Annotated in this window: 18 protein-coding genes and 1 riboswitch; of the genes, 13 read left to right on the top strand and 5 right to left on the bottom strand. The window is 54.8% G+C overall.

The features are described 5' to 3' along the window. The first annotated feature begins 103 nt into the window (after positions 1 to 103). Together EV294_RS23915 and EV294_RS23910 are read left to right on the top strand one after the other, a co-directional pair. Positions 104 to 1027: an aldo/keto reductase gene (locus EV294_RS23915; RefSeq protein ID WP_132311435.1), complete on the top strand. Its 924-nt coding sequence runs from the start codon at positions 104 to 106 to the stop codon at positions 1025 to 1027. Positions 1028 to 1111: 84 nt separating this feature from the next. Beyond that, positions 1112 to 1534 carry a hypothetical protein gene (locus EV294_RS23910; protein ID WP_132311433.1) on the top strand — a complete coding sequence of 141 codons (423 nt, stop codon included), beginning with the start codon at positions 1112 to 1114 and terminating at the stop codon, positions 1532 to 1534. Positions 1535 to 1626: 92 nt separating this feature from the next. Here EV294_RS23910 and EV294_RS23905 read toward each other — a convergent pair whose 3' ends face one another. Beyond that, positions 1627 to 2601, bottom strand: a complete 975-nt coding sequence (locus EV294_RS23905) for a MerR family transcriptional regulator (protein ID WP_132311431.1) — start codon at positions 2599 to 2601, stop codon at positions 1627 to 1629. A gap of 294 nt (positions 2602 to 2895) precedes the next feature. Further along, positions 2896 to 2994, top strand: a riboswitch (purine riboswitch). 122 nt (positions 2995 to 3116) lie between these two features. On the opposite strand from EV294_RS23905, the gene EV294_RS23900 reads away from it, so the two are divergent. Together EV294_RS23900 and EV294_RS23895 are read left to right on the top strand one after the other, a co-directional pair. Beyond that, complete coding sequence (locus tag EV294_RS23900) at positions 3117 to 4415, top strand: NCS2 family permease (RefSeq protein WP_132311429.1); 1299 nt, start codon at positions 3117 to 3119, stop codon at positions 4413 to 4415. Positions 4416 to 4498: 83 nt separating this feature from the next. After that, positions 4499 to 5263: a protein-glutamine gamma-glutamyltransferase gene (locus tag EV294_RS23895; RefSeq protein WP_132311427.1), complete on the top strand. Its 765-nt coding sequence runs from the start codon at positions 4499 to 4501 to the stop codon at positions 5261 to 5263. Positions 5264 to 5326: 63 nt separating this feature from the next. On the opposite strand, the gene EV294_RS23890 is transcribed toward EV294_RS23895, so the two are convergent. Continuing rightward, positions 5327 to 6193, bottom strand: coding sequence for a helix-turn-helix domain-containing protein (locus EV294_RS23890; RefSeq protein WP_132311425.1), 867 nt, complete (start codon positions 6191 to 6193; stop codon positions 5327 to 5329). 90 nt (positions 6194 to 6283) lie between these two features. Between EV294_RS23890 and EV294_RS23885 the strand changes: the two genes are divergently transcribed. Next, complete coding sequence (locus tag EV294_RS23885) at positions 6284 to 7390, top strand: Gfo/Idh/MocA family protein (RefSeq protein ID WP_132311423.1); 1107 nt, start codon at positions 6284 to 6286, stop codon at positions 7388 to 7390. A 3-nt stretch (positions 7391 to 7393) separates the two neighbouring features. Next, positions 7394 to 8290, top strand: a complete 897-nt coding sequence (locus EV294_RS23880; RefSeq protein ID WP_207918187.1) for a sugar phosphate isomerase/epimerase family protein — start codon at positions 7394 to 7396, stop codon at positions 8288 to 8290. A gap of 540 nt (positions 8291 to 8830) precedes the next feature. Here EV294_RS23880 and EV294_RS23875 read toward each other — a convergent pair. From EV294_RS23875 to EV294_RS23865, 3 genes are all read right to left on the bottom strand, one after another. Further along, positions 8831 to 9673: a 1,4-dihydroxy-6-naphtoate synthase gene (locus tag EV294_RS23875; protein WP_132311421.1), complete on the bottom strand. Its 843-nt coding sequence runs from the start codon at positions 9671 to 9673 to the stop codon at positions 8831 to 8833. Next, positions 9670 to 10332 (bottom strand): futalosine hydrolase, encoded by a 663-nt coding sequence (locus EV294_RS23870; protein ID WP_132311419.1) that lies wholly within the window; start codon positions 10330 to 10332, stop codon positions 9670 to 9672. The genes EV294_RS23875 and EV294_RS23870 overlap by 4 nt, the downstream gene beginning before the upstream one ends. Positions 10333 to 10393: 61 nt before the next feature. After that, positions 10394 to 10609, bottom strand: coding sequence for a hypothetical protein (locus EV294_RS23865; protein WP_132311417.1), 216 nt, complete (start codon positions 10607 to 10609; stop codon positions 10394 to 10396). A 154-nt stretch (positions 10610 to 10763) separates the two neighbouring features. Between EV294_RS23865 and EV294_RS23860 the strand changes: the two genes are divergently transcribed. The 7 genes from EV294_RS23860 (at position 10764) to EV294_RS23830 (ending at position 19635) form a co-directional block, all read left to right on the top strand. Continuing rightward, positions 10764 to 11834 carry a lactonase family protein gene (locus EV294_RS23860; protein ID WP_132311415.1) on the top strand — a complete coding sequence of 357 codons (1071 nt, stop codon included), beginning with the start codon at positions 10764 to 10766 and terminating at the stop codon, positions 11832 to 11834. Between the two features lie 72 nt (positions 11835 to 11906). Continuing rightward, positions 11907 to 12842 carry an aminoglycoside phosphotransferase family protein gene (locus tag EV294_RS23855; protein WP_132311413.1) on the top strand — a complete coding sequence of 312 codons (936 nt, stop codon included), beginning with the start codon at positions 11907 to 11909 and terminating at the stop codon, positions 12840 to 12842. Positions 12843 to 13161: 319 nt separating this feature from the next. Further along, a complete protein-coding gene (locus tag EV294_RS23850) occupies positions 13162 to 13707 on the top strand; it encodes a TetR/AcrR family transcriptional regulator (protein WP_132311411.1) in 546 nt (181 codons plus the stop codon). Between the two features lie 217 nt (positions 13708 to 13924). Beyond that, a complete protein-coding gene (locus tag EV294_RS23845; protein WP_132311409.1) occupies positions 13925 to 15361 on the top strand; it encodes an MFS transporter in 1437 nt (478 codons plus the stop codon). Positions 15362 to 16233: 872 nt separating this feature from the next. Next, positions 16234 to 16998, top strand: a complete 765-nt coding sequence (locus tag EV294_RS23840) for a YveK family protein (RefSeq protein ID WP_132311407.1) — start codon at positions 16234 to 16236, stop codon at positions 16996 to 16998. Further along, a complete protein-coding gene (locus EV294_RS23835; protein ID WP_132311405.1) occupies positions 16985 to 17671 on the top strand; it encodes a CpsD/CapB family tyrosine-protein kinase in 687 nt (228 codons plus the stop codon). Before EV294_RS23840 ends, EV294_RS23835 begins: the two co-directional genes overlap by 14 nt. A 134-nt stretch (positions 17672 to 17805) precedes the next feature. Then, positions 17806 to 19635: a polysaccharide biosynthesis protein gene (locus tag EV294_RS23830; protein WP_132311403.1), complete on the top strand. Its 1830-nt coding sequence runs from the start codon at positions 17806 to 17808 to the stop codon at positions 19633 to 19635. The last annotated feature ends 28 nt before the right edge of the window (positions 19636 to 19663 follow it).

The following is a 19663-nucleotide window of genomic DNA, read 5'->3' as shown; positions in this document are numbered from 1 at the left end:
GCGGGAAAAGAACCACTGAGCCTTCCGTAACTCGAAACTTGCAAACGCAATGTGGTAAAATAAGGTGCAGTTTAGTTCGCGAAAATCGGAAGGAGTGGCGATTGTGAAATACCGGAGACTCGGAAGCACGGATCTTAACGTATCGGTCATTGGGATCGGAACGTGGCAGTTCGGAGGAGAATGGGGCCGCGAGTATACGCAAGGCGAGGCCGATGCGATTCTCGACAAAGGACATGAGCTTGGCATCAATCTGATTGATACCGCGGAATGCTACGGCGATCATCTGTCGGAATCGCTTATCGGAGACTATATCAGCCGCCGCAATCGCGAGGACTGGATTATCGCAACGAAATTCGGCCATCACTTCCATGAGCGGTTCACGCGCACGGATTCGTTTGATCCGGCGGGCGTGATCCAGCAGCTGGATGTATCTTTAAAGGCGTTAAAAGTAGACTACATCGACCTGTACCAGTTCCATTCCGGACCTGACCAAGTATTTGATAACGATGATTTGTGGACGGCGCTGGACAAGCAGGTACAGGCGGGCAAAATCCGTTTCCTTGGCACTTCGATCGGCAGCAACGCCAACATTCATCAAACGGAAGCTTCGACAAAAGTGGGCTCCCGCGCGATCCAAGTCGTGTACAACCGTCTGGACCGCGTGCCGGAGGAGCAGGTATTCCCGTCCTGCCAGCGGCAGGATCTCGGCGTGCTTGCGCGCGTACCGCTGGCGAGCGGATACCTTAGCGGCAAGTACAAGCCGGGAGCCGTGTTCAGCAGCACGGATGTGCGCCATCGCCATGATGCGGAGAGCACACTGGAGAAGCTGAAGGAAGTCGAGCGCATTCAGCGCGAGGAAGTACCGCAAGGCGTGGACATGGCCAGCTGGGCGCTGGCATGGTGCCTGAAGCACCCGGCCGTAACAGCCGTTATTCCCGGGTGCAAGGATCCGGAGCAGGTCGCATCGAATGCGCGTGCCGCGCAGCTTGCGAGCGAGCCGCATCCGCAGGACGTGAAGCTTTCTTAGGAATAGGAATACACGGAAAGGGCCGGTCTCATTTAGGGGGCTGGCTCTTTTCTATTGCGAAGGATGGGAAGGGGGGCGGATGATGTGTTTGGAAGGTGGGCAGCAGCAGGTTTTGTTGTAATGGCGCTAATCATAGCGGCCGGCTGCAATCAGGTGAAAGAGCCGGATCCGGCCGCAGTGCCGCCGGACTATGCGCCGTTCCTTACGGAACAGACCGGGGAGCTGCGGGTTGTTGTGCTGGTGAAAGAAAAGGTGGAGGAAGAAACGCGGGCCGTCAACGATATGGCGGCCGCAATGGCAGGCCGCTTCACGCCTGTCATCTACGATGTAAATTCGGAGGAAGGAAAGAAAGCCGGGGAAGAACTCGGAACAGGCAACGGAGGGTATCCCGTATACTATTTGTTTGATGACCAGCGGCTTTTAGCGCAGGGACATGACCTCCCGCAGATCGCGCAAGCCGCGATGGACTACAAAGACAGGTTGTCCATTGGCGGGACGGGTGGGTGATACGCATCAACGCCAATAGGACCTAACCGGCCTCACTCGGGTACGGGGGACGCGGGAGTGGAGGGAGCTAGGCCCTGCGGGCGAGATGGCGTTTAGAAGAAAAAGAACGAGCGCAGGCCGCGTTTTTTGCGTTTGCCTTCATTCTCGGCGGCGGCTTTGGCGCTTTCGCCGAAAGCGAGCAGCTCTTGCTGCGGACTGCGGAGAGCCTCAATGGTAGCGGCAAGCTCGGTCAGCGATTTGCGGAGCTCTTCAAGCTCTTTGCGATGATGGAGCAGCTGGACGGTTACGACTTCATCGGCCTTCTGGGACAGGGCAGCTTCTATGGCGTTTAGACGTTCGAGCATCGGATCTGTTTCGTCGATTGCGGAGGATGAAGAATGGATAGAGGCAGAAGGGACGATGACTTGCGAAGCTTCAGGCGATGGGGGAGCAGATACCGCCGGCGACGGGGCTGCCTGGCTTATACGATCCCCAACCGTCGTATCAACGGCTGCCGCAGCATGCTGAAGTCCGGTTGTGATCTCGGCCGATGCCTGGGCTCCGGCTTCACCGCCTGCCGCGTATACGTTGCCGGCGCTATCCACCACAAGTGCCCCCACATTGTTTCTGCCATGACCAGTAGAAGAGCCGCTGCCAACCGTATGAAGGTTGCCGGCTTGATCCACTACGCCGCCGGCCCGGCCGATGCCTGCAGCCACACCAACCGCCGCGTCAGACACATGAACATTCCCCGCCGCATCAACCGCCAATCTGCCGGACTCCTCGGACTTGTCTGCCCGGGGTTCCGCCACAGGATGAGCGGCTTCGGTCGTTCCCATTACCTCCGCGGCGACCGCCGCCAAGGTTTCCTCTTCGGCCAGCGACAGAAGACGGATATCGTACAGGGCTGTTCCGGCATCCAGCTGGCCTTTGATTTTCCGGAGCTTGTCCATCGCCGGGGTGTCAAAAATATAATGTCCAAACATATCCTTCCGGAAGGAAGCCGGGAAGGTCGATACCCAACGCCTGACAGTTGTTTCACTGACGGCCAGCTGATGGGCCGCCTCTTTCGTTTTGAGCAACGTCATTTCATCACCTCATTCATTTGTCACTTACGAGACTAATTCGTCCTCGAAAACGATCTCCCTGCCCGCCTGACAAAGGTAGTGGTATATCGCTAAAAGAAGTGTTCATCCGATTCGATTCGCAAAAACTGGACCGTTCGACAGTATTCAGCAAAGTCCTCAAATCAACAGCTTCATCCTTTAAAAGCGAACATTAATATAGCCTGACAAAAAATAGTTCGTAAATGGAACCTATTTTCGCAAAAAAAGGATTGACAGTCCCTAGGCTTGTCCGGTAACCTTATGAAGGTTAATTAAACAACTAGCATCACTATCATTCGTATATCCTCATCAATACGGCGTGAGGGTCTCTACAAGGAGCCAAAAATCCTAACTACGAATAAGGGATACGTGTACCATCTTCCCTTCATTCGCGGCGCGGGATTTTTTTGTTTTCCAGATTTGCTAATCCGGCGCATTCAAGGGGACAATAGGTAACACGCATCCGGACATTACGGACAACCTGGAGGGAACAAGCAATGGATCGCCTGTTTAAACTGAAGGAGCGGGGCACAACGGTTACGACGGAGCTGCTCGCGGGAATCACGACTTTTCTTACGATGGTCTATATCGTAATCGTCAATCCCGGCGTGCTAAGCGAAGCGGGAATGGACTTCCACGGCGTCTTTATCGCAACCGTCCTCGCAAGTATTGTGGCAACGCTTATTATGGGGCTTTTCTCGAATTACCCGATTGCGCTGGCGCCCGGCATGGGGCTTAACGCTTATTTCGCGTTTTCTGTCGTAGGGGGAGAAGGCGTATCGTGGCAGACGGCGCTTGGCGCGGTTTTTGTCGCCGGGGTCATCTTCATCCTGCTGTCTCTGACTTCATTCCGCTACATGCTGCTTGATGCCATCCCATCAAGTTTGAAGCATGCCATAACGGCGGGGATAGGCTTATTTATTACGTTTATCGGTCTGCAAAACGCAAAAATCGTCGTTGCTTCGCCAGCGACCCTTATCACGATGGGGGATCTGTCGCAGCCGATGACGCTGCTTACGATTGCGGGTCTTGTTATCTCGCTTATTCTGATGGCTTACCGGGTGAAGGGCTTCCTGTTCATCGGCATGATCATTACGGCTATTATCGCGGTTATTTCAGGTCAGATGCATCTGCCGGAAAAATGGGCTGCGTTGCCTACGGGCCTTAGCGCGACGGCTTTCCAGCTGGATATTGGCGGCGTGTTCCAAAACGGGCTTTATGCCGTAATCTTCACTTTCCTGCTAATTACGCTGTTCGACACCACCGGCACGATGCTTGGCGTTGCGGAGCAGGCTGGCCTGCTGAAGGACAATAAATTCCCGCGCTCGCGCGGCGCTCTGCTTGCAGATGCCATCGGCACAACAACCGGCGCATTGCTGGGCACAAGCCCAACCTCCGCCTATATCGAGTCGAGCTCGGGTGTAGCCGTAGGCGGCCGGACGGGTCTGACGGCGATTACGGTAAGCGTTCTGCTGGCGCTGACGCTCTTTTTCTCCCCGACGGTATCGGTTCTCGCGGGTATCCCGGCGATTACGGCTCCGGCGCTTATTATCGTGGGCTTCCTGATGATGAACGTCCTGCGCAAAATCGAATGGAGCGACATTGAAGAAGCGTTCCCGGCGTTCCTGATCGTTGTTCTTATGCCGCTGACGTACAGCATTGCAACGGGGATCGGCATCGGCTTTATCGTGTATCCGATTCTGAAGCTGATTCGCGGCAAGGGCAAAGAGGTTCATCCGATCTTCTACGTATTCGCCGTCCTGTTCTTTATACAGATCGGTTTCTTCAGCCACTAAAGGCTTAAGCCAGGCGGAAGAGCACAAATCCTGTCTCTTACACGTACAATAACCCATGGCATGATCATGGGAGGGGTAGGAGAATGCTTCAAATTTCGGGCAATGACGCCGGGGAGATTAACCCGTTTGCGTTAACGCCGGTCGAGCGGGACGTGCTGCAAGGCAAGCAGAACAGTCCCGTTGTCTACCAATATGATTCAATGGATGCGCTCCGGTTCGAGCTGCGCCTGCGGGACCGTACGGTAAATGCGGCGAGAATGCTGCAGGACAGCCGGGCGGACTTCGCGGTATTCCGGGAATCCAGATGCAATCCGCGTTACTGGACTCGTACGGAGAATGGCGGCTTTCAGATGAATCCCGGCGTGAGACCGTCGGATGCCATAAATGATATTTTTGAGAATGGCGAGTTATACGGGTTCGAATGCGCTACGGCGATTGTCATCCTGCTGTACAAAGCGGTGCTGGATACAATCGGGGAGCAGATGTTTAACAGGCTGTTTAATCCGCTTTATCTGCGGGATTGGAACCATGACAGCGACTTGTGGTTCATTACGACACATAACAAGAACGAATCGTATCCGGGAGACGTGATGTACTTCCGAAATCCGGATTTCGACCGGGAAACGCCGGAATGGCAAGGGGAAAACGTCGTGAAGCTGTCGGAGAACCTCTTCTTCGGCCACGGCATCGGCATCGAGTCGGGGCAGCAAATTGTGGCGGCGTTGAACAGAATGCGCGAGCCGTTCAGCATGGAGTCGGCCTATCTCGACGATCTGGTCGTCCATCCGAACTTTAAGCATCTGCAGCAGATCGCCGCTCGAGGCACCCGCTTTGCGGTAAGGTTGTAGGAAGAGTCAAGCTAGCCCATCTCAGATGCGCGCAGGTGAAATAAGACCCTCGCGGGTCTTATTTCATTTCGAACGCATGTTGCGGCGGAACAGCTGGGGCGCTTCCCCGGTAATCTTCTTAAACAGCCGCGAAAAATAAAACACGTCGCCGTAGCCTAGCGCCGCGGCGATTTCCTTGACCGTCTGCTCGGTATTGAGCAGGCGGTTTTTGGCTTCGGCCATTTTTAGCCGATGGACGTATTCATGCAGGGCGAAGCCGGTATACTCGCTGACCGTTCGGCGCAGCGTCGACAACGCCCAGTGATGACGCTCGGCAAAAGCCGCCGCGTCAAAAGGTTCAAGCAAAGTGCCGGACAAGGCCTCGAGCAGCTGGGCAAGGCGGGCCGTCTTGCCTTGAGCGGCGGGAGTGGACTGGCAGCTTTGCACCCAGTCGTAGAGGAGCGATTCGAGCGTCAGAGCTGCGCGGTCGGCATCGGCCGGGGTACCGCTGTCCATTAGCGCAAAGATGCGGTCGATCCGGTTCTGCGAGGAAGCGTCCTCGCCCGGATGCATGACCGTGTTCGGGAGGATGGGCCAATGCTCGAGCCACTCCCGGTACCGTGTCCCCTCGATGGTAAAGTAATATTCATCCCAATAGCCATCCGGGGCAGGACCGTAATCATAAAGAAAGCCGGGCTGGAACAAGAACAGACTGCCGGCCGTCACCCGCTGCGCCTCCCCATCGTCAACGCGGTAAATGCCCGAACCTCCCGCAATATAAACGATCGCCCAATATTGAAAAACCGCCCCTTGACGGAATAGAGTCCGGCCAGGCAAATGGCCCACGTTTCGAATAACAAGAGAACGAACGGACAGCTTGGCGGGATCCACCGTTAAATCGATCATGCGAAGGGGCTGCGAACTGATCATATAATCCATGATTTGAGCCATGCTGTTCATTCCTCTCTTTTTATACTCATGATAAATTGAACATAGTGCAGGTTGCAACTGATTATAGGAAACATGGAGGAGATGCTGGCAATGACGAAATTAAAGGTTGGAGTTATTGGGGCGGGGTCGATATCGGGCTCGCATTTGCATGGCTATTCGGTTCACCCCGAGGTGGAGCTTGCGGCAATCGCGGATTTGAACGGGGCACGCGCGCGGGAGAAGGCCGAAGCTTACGGCATCCCTCATGTTTACGATAACTATAAAGATTTGCTGGCGAATCCGGAGATTGATGCGGTAAGCATCTGTACCTGGAATAACAGTCATGCCGAGATTGCGGTGGCTGCTCTGGATGCCGGCAAGCATGTGCTATGCGAGAAGCCTCTGGCGAAGACGGTTGAGCAGGCGCTTGCCGTACAGGAAGCGGTCAAGCGTTCCGGCAAGCAGCTGCTTGTAGGCTTCGTCCGCAGATATGCCGACCAAGCGCAGCTTGTGAAGCAGTATGCGGAAAGCGGCCAGCTCGGAGACATTTATTACGCGAAAGCATCGGCCATCCGGCGCTTGGGCAACCCGGGCGGATGGTTTGCGGATTCCGAACGCTCGGGCGGCGGACCGCTGATTGATGTCGGCGTACATATGATCGATTTGTGCTGGTATCTGATGGGCAAGCCAAAGCCTGTATCGGTCAGCGGGAATACGTACAGCAAGCTGGGCAACCGGTCGCATATCGAAGGCTTAAGCTTCTATAAAGCGGCGGATTACGACGCTTCGCTTAACGATGTGGAAGATATGGCGAATGCGCTTATCCGCTTCGAGAACGGCGCTTCGCTGTATGTCGATATCAGCTACACGCTGCATGCCGCGCAGAACGAAATGAGCAGCAAAATTTACGGCACCAAAGGCGGAGCGGAGATTGATCCGAAGCTCGTCATCGTAACGGAGCAGTTCAATAAAATCGTAAATATTGAGCCGCAGCTGGATCATCTCTCGTTCCAGTTCCAGGACAGCTTCGATCTGGAGGTCGCTCATTTTGTGGATTGCTGCTTCGGCAAAGCCGAGCCGATCAGCCCGGTGGAGGACGGCGTAGAGCTGATGCGGATGCTTCAAGCCGTCTATGAATCGGCGGAGCGCGGCACCGAAGTGGTCTTAAATAAGGATACGGCGGCTTACGGGACCGCTGCGGCGCGGGAGGGCGTATAAGCGATGACAGATCTGGTGAAACCGAAGATTAGCAATCCGGTTGGCGTTATTGTCGAGAGCTTTGGTATTGGACTGCAGGAAGGGTTGAAGAAAGCAGTCGAGGTTGGAGCGGAAGGCGTACAGATCTACGCGGTCAGCGGCGAGACGGATCCTGCGAACTTGTCCGCTTCGGCTCGCCGCGAGCTGAAGGACCGCATTTCGTCGCTTGGCCTTACGATTTCGGCTTTGTGCGGCGATCTTGGGGGACACGGCTTCCAGGATGCGCAGGCTAATCCGGCCAAAATCGACAAGTCCAAGCGGATCCTCGAGCTTGCGCTTGATTTGGGCACCAACATCGTAACGACGCATATCGGTATCGTTCCGGATGATGCGAGTTCGCCCATCTACGCTGCGATGCAGTCTTCCTGCGAAGAATTAAGCAGCTACGCAAGCAGCATGGGGGCGTATTTTGCGATTGAGACGGGTCCTGAGCCTGCTGAGCGATTAAAGTCTTTCCTGGATTCGCTTACGACAAACGGCGTTTCGGTAAACTTCGACCCGGCGAATATGGTGATGGTAACCGGCGATGATCCGGTTCAAGGCGTTTATCTTCTGAAGGATTACATCGTTCATACGCATGCGAAGGACGGCATAAAGCTGGCGGCCGAGATTGATCCGCGCGTCGTATACGGCTACCTGGGCTTTGCGGGGATGAGCCATGACATTATCGCCGATATGGCAAGCGACGGCGCTTTATTCCGCGAGGTTCCGCTTGGGGAAGGCAGCGTTCCGTTTGACCGTTACCTGAAGGCGCTGCAGGATATTGGGTACAACGGCTATCTGACGATTGAACGCGAAGTCGGACACCGTCCGGAGGAGGATATCCGCAAGGCGGTGGAGTTCCTCCGCGCTTACCGCTAAGGCATCTATCGTTAGTTTGCCCTTAAGCAGGGGCTGCATGCCTCCGAATGACAGATTACGGTGAAAACCGTTGCAAAATGTTAATATTTAGACTGCATACGCTCCCGTATTGTCCGTTAAGATAGTAGTAATAGGCGAGAAGGGGGTAGTTGCAGATGAACGTTCCTGTTGGAGTATGGATTTTTGCAGCCATTATTGTAGTTATACTCACCTGGATGACCCTATGGGTCACAAAGAAAGCATATTCGAAAAAATGGGACGATTCCGACGTATAGTCGGATCGTAAGGAAATAGATGAGAGCTGCCAGCGAGGGTATCGTTGGGCAGCTCTTTTTCGTTCTGGCTCGCTCACGGGATTCTCCCTTAACGATGTGTGACATCGTTAAGGTGGCGAGAAAGAGTGATGGGCGAGTGCTTAACGATGCGGGATATCGCAAAATGAATGGCATTTGGCATTATCCTCACCATTAGCTTATTCTTCAAGAGAAAAATAAAAGGGAGTCCCCTTCACCATAACGGTTGATGGGGACTCCCAAAAGGTTAACCCGGAAACTCGAGAAGCGCCGGGTCGATCGCAGGTACGAGACCTTCATCGGCTGCGCGCGTGAGCAGCGTAGTGATCGCGGCATAACCGCTGCTGCCCAGGTTGCCCGTGAAGTCGTTCACGTACAAATCGATGTGCTGCTGGGCGACGGACGGATCCATTTCCTGCGCATGCTGCATGACATAATCCTTCGACGCTTCAGGATGCTTCCACGCATATTGGACGGATTGTTCGATCCAGCCGGAGATGGCTCCCAGGTCGAGAGAACGGCGGGCGATAATGGCGCCAAGCGGAATCGGCAGGCCGGTATCGGATTCCCACCAGCTGCCAAGGTCAACCAGCATGGACAGGTCATAATTCTGGTACGTGAAGCGGGCTTCGTGAATAACAAGGCCGGCGTCGATTTTGCCGTCGCGCACGGCAGGCATGATCTCGTGGAATGGCATCACGATAATTTCGCCAACGCCTCCCGGAACATTTTGCGCTGCCCAGAGACGGAACAGCAGGTAAGCAGTCGAGCGTTCGCTTGGAACGGCAACCCGTTTGCCGCTAAGGGAGGATGCGTCCTCCAGCTTGTCTTTCGTAAGAACAAGCGGGCCGCAGCCCCGGCCCAGAGCGCCGCCGCATGGCAGAAGCGCGTAGTCTTTTAATACCCACGGCAGGGCAGCGTAAGAAATCTTGAGCACGTCGAGATCGCTGTCGCCGTTTGCAGCCAGATTGTTCGTTATGTCGATATCGGCATACATCACTTCAAATTCCGGCGCACCGGGAACAAGTCCATGCGTCAGGGCATGGAATACAAACGTGTCGTTCGGACACGGGGAAAAAGCGATTTTCATCCAATAACCTCCCGTAATACGGAGCCTGCAGCTTCGAGAGCTTGAAGGGCATCCTTAATTCGCCAAGCGCTGCGGTCACGCGGGCCAACCGGATTCGAAATCGCGCGCAGCTCCAGCACGGGCAGACCCGCGCGGCGGGCAGCGGCGGCAACGCCAAAGCCCTCCATCGCTTCCGCGGCAGCGCCGGGAATCCGTTCGGCCAGCCCGGCAGCCGTCTCGGCAGAGCCCGTAACCGTAGATAAGGTAAGGACGGGGCCAAGCGCGGTCTGCAGTCCGGCAGCCTGAAGCGCCGAAGTCAGACGCTCGGCAAGCTCCGCATCCACATCGATATGAGCGGAGCCGAACCCAAGCTTGTCCACGCTGTGGAAGCCCTCCGGCGTCTCGGCGCCAAGATCGGCGGCAATGATTGCGCTGGAGACAACCAGCGTGCCCACCTCGGCACGTTCCTTAAATCCTCCCGCGATACCTACGGAAATGACGAGGCGATAGGCGTCTGGGCCTGCCGCAGCCAGGACCGTTGCCGTGCTGACGGCGGCTTCCACCGGACCAACGCCGGCTTCCATCACCTCGAAGCGGTCGTCGCCGTTAAGGCCGCGCAGGACGGCATCCCGTTCAACCGCGACGGCGGTCATGACGAGTATTTTTCCATTTTCGCTCATGCTGCAAACTCCTTTGATAGCTTAGTACTAAATTAATTATAGCGCTAAATAAAGGCGGCTGTCATTTTTTCCGGACCTCGAAAAACTCGCATTCCGCCCTTGTATAGTAGACGAGGTCGCTCACGCTGGATTGAATGACAACGATGCTGTCGTCAAAACGAATGACCGTGCCGCCGTTGTTCACGATAAAGTCGTCTTTGAATACGCGTACCGGATATTTACGCTTTACGGCCTCTTCAAAGTCCGGATCAGTCGTCAGTCTACGGTTGATAGCCAATTTTTGTTTTCGCCCCTTTCGTAAATAACGGATTCGATAAAAACAGTGTAGGCTTATTTCGGGCTGTTGTCCATGCGGAGCGAAAGGCTTGGTTTATGCGGAATGAGAGGGTACAATATAAGGAACATTCTATAAAAGCGGGAGGATAATATTCATGACCTTACATAATGACAAATTGACGGTATTTATCGGCTCTTACGCGGAAGCGGAGAACAGCGGCGTGTACCGTTACGAATTTGATGCGGCGGAAGGGACGCTTACGCTCAAGGAGCAGGTATCCGGATTAAAAAATCCAACCTTCCTTAACGTTGATGCGGCGAAAAACAGACTGTATGCCATCGCGGAAGGCGCGGATGCGGAAGGGGCGAAGGTTGGCGATGCGGTTGCTTTTTCGATCGAAGTCGGCGGTCTTGCTCCATTAAACCGTAAGCTTGCCATTACGGCGCCGTCCTGCCATATTCAGCGTGATGCGAACAGCGAATTTGTACTGCTGTGCAGCTACCATGGCGGCCGGATCAGCCTTGTGTCGCTCTCGGATAACGGGGAGATCGGCGAGATTCTCGATATTCAGCAGCATGAAGGAAGCGGCCCTCACCCGAACCAGAAGACGCCGCATCCGCACAGCACGAACTTCAGCCCGGACGGCAACTATATTTTTGTGCCGGATCTCGGGATTGACCGGATCGTCGCTTACACGCTGGACAAAGAAAACCGCAAGCTGGTCCGTCACGGCGAGACCGTGGTGCAGCCCGGTGCGGGTCCGCGCCATATGAGATTCCATCCGAACGGGCAGTTTGCTTTTGTGATTAACGAGCTGGATTCGACGATCATTTCCTTCCGTTATGATGCGTCCAAAGGTACGCTTGAGGCCGTGCAGACGGTATCGACTTTGCCGGAAGGGTTCGCTGAAGCGAATGGCACCGCGGAAATCGCGATTTCCGAGGACGGCCGTTTCCTTTATGGCTCGAACCGCGGTCATGACAGTCTTGCCGTATTTGCGGTGGACGCGGAGAGCGGCCAGCTGACGCTGGTTGGGCATGCGTCGACGGAAGGAAAGCATCCGCGGCATTTTGCCTTGGTACCGGGCGGTCAATTCGCGATTACGGCGAACAAGGATACCGATAACGCAGCGGTATTCCGCATCAGCGAGTCGGGTATGCCGGTGTATACGGGTTATTCGATCGAGATTTCCCAGCCGGTATGCGTTATTCCGGTTAAGCTGTAGCCGTATTGGTGAAGGAGAGCCCAAGTTGGTAAATAAGAGAATGGCGAGCGTAAGAATGCCGGGGGAGAGTGTATGATGCAGATTCCAGAGCATTTGTGTCAGACGATCAGATCGGTTCACGGCGAAAAAGGAGAGCAGTGGCTGGCGGGCTTCGATAAGCTGCTGCAGGACTGCGAGGAAAAATGGGGGATGACGGTGGAACTGCCGTCTCCTTTTGTTTTGTCTTATAATTTTGTTGCCCCGGCCGTGCTGCGGGACGGAACGCCCGCCGTACTCAAGCTTGGCGTGCCAAGCCGGGAATTCCGCACGGAGCTGGCGGCTCTGCGGCTATATGACGGCCGCGGCGCGGTGCGCGTGCTTGCCGCGGACGAGGAGCGGGGCGCGCTATTGATTGAGCGCGTCCAGCCTGGGCTTACGCTGGCGGAGTCGGAGCTTGGCGACGACGAGCGGACGCTCGCGGCCGCCGAGGTGATGCGGCGGCTGGCGGTTCCCGCGCCGGACGGGGGAGAATTCCCGTCCGTAGCGGACTGGGCCGCGGGCCTCGCCCGGCTGCACCAGCGGCATGGCGGCGGCACGGGGCCGCTGCCGGAGCGCGTGGTCGGCCGCGCGGAGGCGGTTTTTCGCCGCCTGCTCGGAGAGGGCGGCGGGTTGTTCTTGCTCCATGGTGACTTGCACCATGGGAATATTTTGTCTTCGGGTCATGGCGGGCCGGGATGGCTGGCCATTGACCCGAAGGGCGTGGTTGGGGAAGCGGAATACGGAACGATTCCGCTGCTCTTGAACCAGCTGCCGCCGAAGGGGCAGCGGGAAGTGATCCGGCGCCGCGCGGAGCTGTTGTGCGGCGCCCTTGGTTTGGACCACGCCAGGCTACTGGCGTGGGGTTTCGCTCATGCGGTACTGTCTACCGCATGGTGCGACGAAGACGGCGTCGGCGATATCCCCGCCGCGCTGGAGCGAGCAGCTTGGTTCGAGGAGCTGCTCGACGAGCTGCCCACTTCTTCTAACTGATGGCTCAGGCGCAATAAGAGGAAAAAACCGTGCTGCAATGGGGCAGACGCTCGAGTGTGGGGTAGAGCTGCCAAATAAGACGTGAAAACCGTCTTACAGCGGGGTGAGCCATCCGGACTAGGTGTGTTACGGAGGGTCCGACGTTCGAACGCGGGGGCTGGGTGAGCGATGACCATGGAGGTTGCCTCAAGATATGAGCGCCGATCAAGCCGACATTCGTCGGCTTTTTCCATATCGCAGAAATTTTTCTGGATGGAGCCTATTGACATTTCCAATCGTATACAGTAATTTATTGATAAATAAATAAACGAGGTTGCCTATGACGCCAAGAGAAAAAGACTTCCACGCTGTAACGAATCGGAAAGAACAGATATTAGATGCAGCTGCCTCGCTATTTGCGAATAACGGGTATTACAAGACAACAACCGCTATGGTTGCTGCAGAGGTTGGGGTCACTCAGCCTTACGTGTTTCACTTCTTCAAATCGAAGGAAGTATTGTACCTCGCTGTCCTCGAGAGAGCGCAGAAACGATTGCTACACGCTTTCTCCCAGGTAGAAGCCCCGGCGGAAATGCTCCACCATCATATGGGGGAAGCGTTCAATGAGCTAATGGCCGCTCACCGGGATGAGACGCTGCTCTGCATGCAGTCTTACACGACGCCGGAGCCGAACGTCCGCGAGATCGTGAAGCAGAGATTCGCCGAAGTGCATCAACTCATTACAGAACGGTTCAAGCGGGCGGGGATCCCGAATCCAAGCCAGCAAGCTTCGACCTTTATCGGCTGCGGCATGGTAATTACCATGTCCGAAATCCTTGAACTTCCCGTGCTTGGAGATCTGGGAGATCTAGGCCACACTGAGTAGCATCCAAAGCCGTTCCGGCTACGTGATAAAATCCGTTTGCTCCAAAGCGGATTTTTTAAAGGCTATTCATTTATTTATTAATAAATAATTAATTAAATAATTTGCGTAAGGAGGACCACGCATGCATCTGATTCGCCATCCCATCTAGATCTATATTTTTTTATGCTTGCATTTATTAATCGATAAATAAAAAACCAAAAAAAGGAGAGATTTTAACATGGTTTCTACCGCTTCCCGCGTTCGGCTGCTTGTTGTGACCTGTATCGCTTTGTTTATGGCCATGCTCGACAATCTGGTTATCGGGGTGGCGCTGCCTTCCATTCAGGAGGAATTTCACGCCAGCATGTCAGACCTGCAATGGTTCCTCAATGCGTATACGTTAGCTTTTGCGGTGCTGCTTATTCCGTTTAGCGCGATTGGCGACCGATTTGGCCGCAAAAAAATATTCCTGCTCGGCATCGTGTTGTTCACGCTTGGCTCGCTTGCTTCGGCCCTCAGTACCAGCTCCATCGAGCTGTCGCTGTCGAGGGCGCTGCAGGGGATCGGCAGCGCGGCTATCATTCCGCTCAGCTTAACGCTCGTGAATGCGGCCTTTCCTCCCGAGAAACGCGCCGCGGCTATCGGCCTATGGTCCGGTATTTCCGGACTAGGGCTGTCCATTGGGCCCTTGGTCGGCGGGATTATTATTAATGGCGCGCCTTGGGAAATGGTTTTCTGGATTAACGTGCCGGTTGGCATCATTGCCGTTATCCTTGGCGCGTTGTGGCTGACGGAATCGAAGGGTGAACGCAAGCCTTTGGACCTGCCGGGGATTGTGCTTCTGGGCGTATCGTTGTTCGGTATCGTGTTTGGGTTAATGCGCGGCAACTCCGAGGGCTGGGACGCCTTTAGCGTCTGGGGCGCCATTGCGGGCGGCGCGGCTCTGCTGCTGGCCTTTTATTTCTGGGAACGCAGCCGGAAGCAGCCGTTTGTTCAATTCGCCTATTTCAAAAGCCGGACCTACAGCGCCTACTTATCGGCGGGCTTTTGGATGAATGCCGGAATTTTTGGCGCGATCTTCCTGCTTACGTTGTTCCTGCAGCAAGCCCAAGGGTATTCGGCGCTTGGAGCAGGCGTAAGGGAAATGGTCTGGACCGTCTGCACGATGATCTGCGCACCGCTTGCGGGCCTGCTCGTCGGCAAATACGGCTCGAAAAGAATTCTGCTCTTCGGTCTGTTCCTCCAGACGGCGGCTATGATCTATTTTGCCCTTATGATTATCGGCCAAGGCGCGATCTTCCCGTTTGGCTACATCGTTCCGGCGATGGTTGCGGCTGGCGCGGGCATGGGCTTCAGCTTTACCCCGTTGTCCCACGGTATTCTGACGTCCGTTCCCGAGCATGCGGCCGGTGAAGCCAGCGGTTTGAGCAATGCTTCCCGCGAGCTGGGCGGCGTGTTTGGCGTAGCGATCAGCGGCTTGATCTTCGAAAGCGGCGGAGCCATCACTTCGCCCGAGGCCTTCGGCGATCATCTCGTTCCGGCGTTGTTTGTTCTTGCGGCCATGCTGGCGATCGGTTTCCTGTCGGTCGCGTTTCTGGTTCGCCGGGGCAAGCCTGCTGCAACTGCCGCAAGCGATACAGCAGTTCCAACGCCGCGCGTCGAAACAAGCAATTAACAATTCCTTCATCTATTATATAGAAGAAACAAGTCCAGTCCGGTCTTACAAAAGACCAGGCTGGGCTTTTTTTATGCGAAAAACGCTTCCTGCAAACGGTTACAATTTGTCGCGGGCATCGGTCCTGTCGGACTACGGGACCGCGGTTCGGAACCCTTCGGGTGTGGAGTCCATTGCCCATCGTCCTACATCTGGACTAGCTTATTTTACAATTGGTTTATAGACAAAGACGGGATTGAAGCGGAAAAACGTTATTTTCTATGAAAACGGTCGGAATTAACAAAGAGTTAGATGTTTCATAAGGGGAAATGCCTTCTTCCGACAACTCAAAAAAAGTCCGATCCTGCCTTTTCAGGGGCCAATGGACTCTGAATTAGCGTCAAACCTAGGCCAACGGGCAGGAAATCGGGAGGGCTAAGGAATATGAGAATCCTCTTATCCTTTTCACCCTCCCGGGCATTATCCCGATTATTGGACAACCGTACGGCGAAAGTCCCTTGCATGCGATTTTGGGTGCGACTATCTGTAGCAGCTCCCTCAACCTTCGGTCCCCGCGAAAGCCTGTTACTATGCGGCGCAACGCCATTTTCCCGGACGTCCTGAATCTGTGCCTCAGGTTGTGTATGAAATACTTGGCCATAAATGAAATTTGCACGTAATAAACCTCGAAATTACTGGAAATTATTCTCTCAAAACGATTAATTCTTGATTAGAAATATGAAATGCTAGGAAATTCAGCATGCCATACATAGTCAAAAAATGATAACAGCCGCCTAATTGAAAATATTACCTTCTTCCCTCTATGTCCCCATAACCCTTATGACATAATCAAAGTCGAATGTTGATGGAAAGGGATGGAGGTTATTGTCGTTTTGAGCAGCCAACTGGATTTAAAGGAAATAGTGTGGCTCATTCGGAAAAAGCTTTGGCTGGTCATTCTCGTGACCGTACTCGGTGCGTCTGCGGCGGGAGCCTACAGCGCCTGGGTGATGAAGCCCGTCTATGAAGCCTATACGAAGCTGATCGTCAATTCGACAGCGGGTCAGGCGGGATCATTCAAGCTCGATCTGAATATGATCAACACGAATTTAAGCTTAATCAACACGTACAAGGAAATTATCAAGACTCCGGCCATTATGGATCTGGTGGTGCAGAAGCATCCCGAGCTTGGGCTGACGACCCAGCAGCTGATGCATAATATCCGATTCAGCTCGGTGAACGGTACGCAGGTGGTCACCATCTCTTATCTGGACACGGATTACAAAAGAGCGGCGCAAGTCGTTAACACCGTCTCTTATGTGTTCCAGCAGCAGATCCCGCTCATCATGAAGGTCGACAACGTGTATATCCTTCATACCGCGGACTCGAACGACCAGCCGATGAAGGTGAAGCCGGAGACCAAGCTGAACATCGCGATCGGATTTGTCGCTGCCTTCCTGCTGTCGATCACGCTGGTACTGGCTCTTAATTACTTTGACGATACGTTACGGACGGAAAGCGACGTGGAACGGTATCTTGGCCTTCCTACGCTGGCAGCCATACCGAATATTAAGCAAGGCGATCTGAAGCCGAAGGCACTGGCCGCAGGCAAAATCACGATAGGAAAGGAGGGGGAGAATAGCAATGTCGCGCAGTGATCTCAAACTTCGCCCGGTTGTCGCCGAGGCTAACCCCACTTCCCCGATCTCGGAGGCATACCGTACCTTGCGTACGAATCTGCAATACGCCGAGACGGACCGCCCGCTGCAGCTTCTGATGGTCACCTCGGCGGGGCCGGAAGAGGGCAAGTCGACGACCATTATGAATCTGGCAGTCACTTATGCGCAGATGGAGAGGCGCACCATTCTGGTGGATGCGGATCTTCGGAAGCCAACGGCCCATTACAACTTTGGGCTCAGCAACCGCACGGGACTGTCGCATGTGTTATCCGGGCAGGCCGATCTTAGGGAAGTCGTCAAGGAAACCCGCATTAAGGGACTAGACGTACTGCCTTCCGGGCCGGTACCGCCGAATCCGTCGGAGCTTCTGGGATCTTCCCGAATGGAAGAGCTGCTTGGGAAGCTTCGCGAGCAGTACGATATGGTGCTGATCGACACGCCGCCGGTCCTGGCCGTAGCGGATGCGCAGGTTGTGGCAAACAAATGCGATGGCGTACTGCTGGTCGTCAATGCGCGTACCGGCAAGAAGCAGCATGCCATCAAAGCGAAAAACGCCTTGCAATTCGTGCAGGCCAGAATCGTTGGCATCGCGCTGAACCAGACGACCCATCGCGAAGCGGGACCTTACTACGAATACGCCGATCGGACGTGAGACGAATCAGACTCTAAAGCAGAACCATAAATAGATAAACGCAAAGGGAAGAGCTGATGCTTACGAAGTATGAATTACCGCAAACGTAGCTGTTTTACCGTTGGTAAAGTAATTCATTTTAGGAGGAATTAATAATGCGGGCTCATTATCGGACAAAAGTTATTGTGGCGGGGGATCTGGCAGCCGTGCTTGCCAGCTTCGCCATCGCGTATGCGCTTGAACCATCGGCGCCACAAGGCGGGGCGGTTGCCTGGCTGTCTTATGCAGCGTTAGCGGCAGTCGTAGGCTTCTGGCGGCTCCACCGTCTACGTCTTCACCGCCGGATCTGGCAGTATACCGGCATTTCGGACATGCTTTGCCTGCTGCAGGTTGCCCTGGTCTCCGCTGTTGTTCCGTTTGCTGCCTGGTGGGTGATGCAGGGTGAAGCTCATCCGCTGCTTATGCTGCATCACGCGGCAGGCACTTTTCTGCTGCTTACCGCTCCGCGCCTTGCCTGGCGCATCTTCTGCGATAAATACAGCGTGAGCAAGCCGGCAGGCGGCCGTCGCGCGCTTATTATCGGAGCGGGGAGCTGCGGGACCTTGATCGCGAAGGAAATGATGCAGAACGACGGCGTCAGCGTTACGCCGGTTGGTTTTATCGATGACGACCCGTACAAGCACCGGATGGATATCCTGGGGCTGCAGGTTCTCGGCAACCGCAAGGAGATTGCTTGCGTGGTGGAATCGCATCAAATCGACGAGATTATTATCGCGATGCCTTCGGTATCGAAGACTCAAATTTCCGAGCTGGTTAATCTTTGCAAAACAACAAAAGCGAAGCTGAAGATCGTTCCGGATCTTCAGGACATGATTGATAACCGCGGCGCGGCAGGCCGCATGCGCGATGTCAGCGTAGAGGACCTGCTTGGCCGCGACCCGATCCGTACCGATCTCGAGCACATCGCCGGATACGTGCAAGAAAAAGTCGTTCTCGTAACGGGAGCAGGCGGTTCGATCGGCTCCGAACTTTGCCGCCAGATCGCGCCTTTCAAACCAAGCAAGCTGCTGCTTCTTGGCCACGGCGAGAACAGTATTTACACGATTGAGATGGAAATGCGCAGCTCATTCCCGAATCTGCCTATCGAGACGGTTATCGCCGATGTACAGGACCGAACGCGGATCGACAGCGTGTTTGCCAAATTCAAGCCGCAGGTCGTTTTCCATGCCGCAGCTCACAAGCATGTGCCGCTGATGGAGCGTAACCCGGCGGAAGCCATCAAGAACAACGTATTCGGAACGAAAAACGTTGCCGAATGCGCGGACGCCTACGGAGCGGAACGCTTCGTGCTGATCTCGACGGATAAAGCCGTTAACCCGACAAGCGTGATGGGGACAACGAAGCGGATCGCCGAGATGTTTATTCAATCTCTCGACATGCACAGCAACACGAAGTTCGTAGCGGTACGGTTCGGCAACGTGCTTGGCAGCCGCGGCAGCGTTATTCCGCGCTTCAAGGAGCAGATTGTCAAAGGCGGTCCGGTAACGGTTACCCATCCGGAGATGGTGCGTTATTTCATGACGATCCCGGAAGCCGTCCAGCTCGTTATTCAAGCAGGCTCGTTCGCCAAGGGCGGCGAGGTATTCATCCTCGATATGGGCAAGCCGGTCAAAATTTACGATCTGGCCGTCGACCTGATCCGTTTGTCGGGCTACGAGCCGCATGTCGATATCGACATTACGTTCTCCGGCATGCGCGAAGGCGAGAAGCTGTATGAAGAGCTGCTGACGAATGAAGAAGGTCTTTCTTCCACGAAGCATAACCGGATCTTTATCGGCAGACCGGTACAGCTCAACCGTAAAGAGCTTGATTTCGAGATTCGCAAGATGGAAAAGGTGCTTGGCCAGCATCCGGACGATATCCGCGCGGTTCTGCAGCATCTGGTGCCTACCTACCGCAATGGCGGCGCAACGGCTGCAGGTTAACGCGGTTAACTAATGTTTGTCTTTTGAG

The sequence above is a fragment of the Paenibacillus sp. BK033 genome (assembly GCF_004345425.1).
In the GTDB taxonomy this organism is placed as follows: domain Bacteria; phylum Bacillota; class Bacilli; order Paenibacillales; family Paenibacillaceae; genus Pristimantibacillus.
This window is presented reverse-complemented; position numbering and strand designations above follow the sequence as displayed.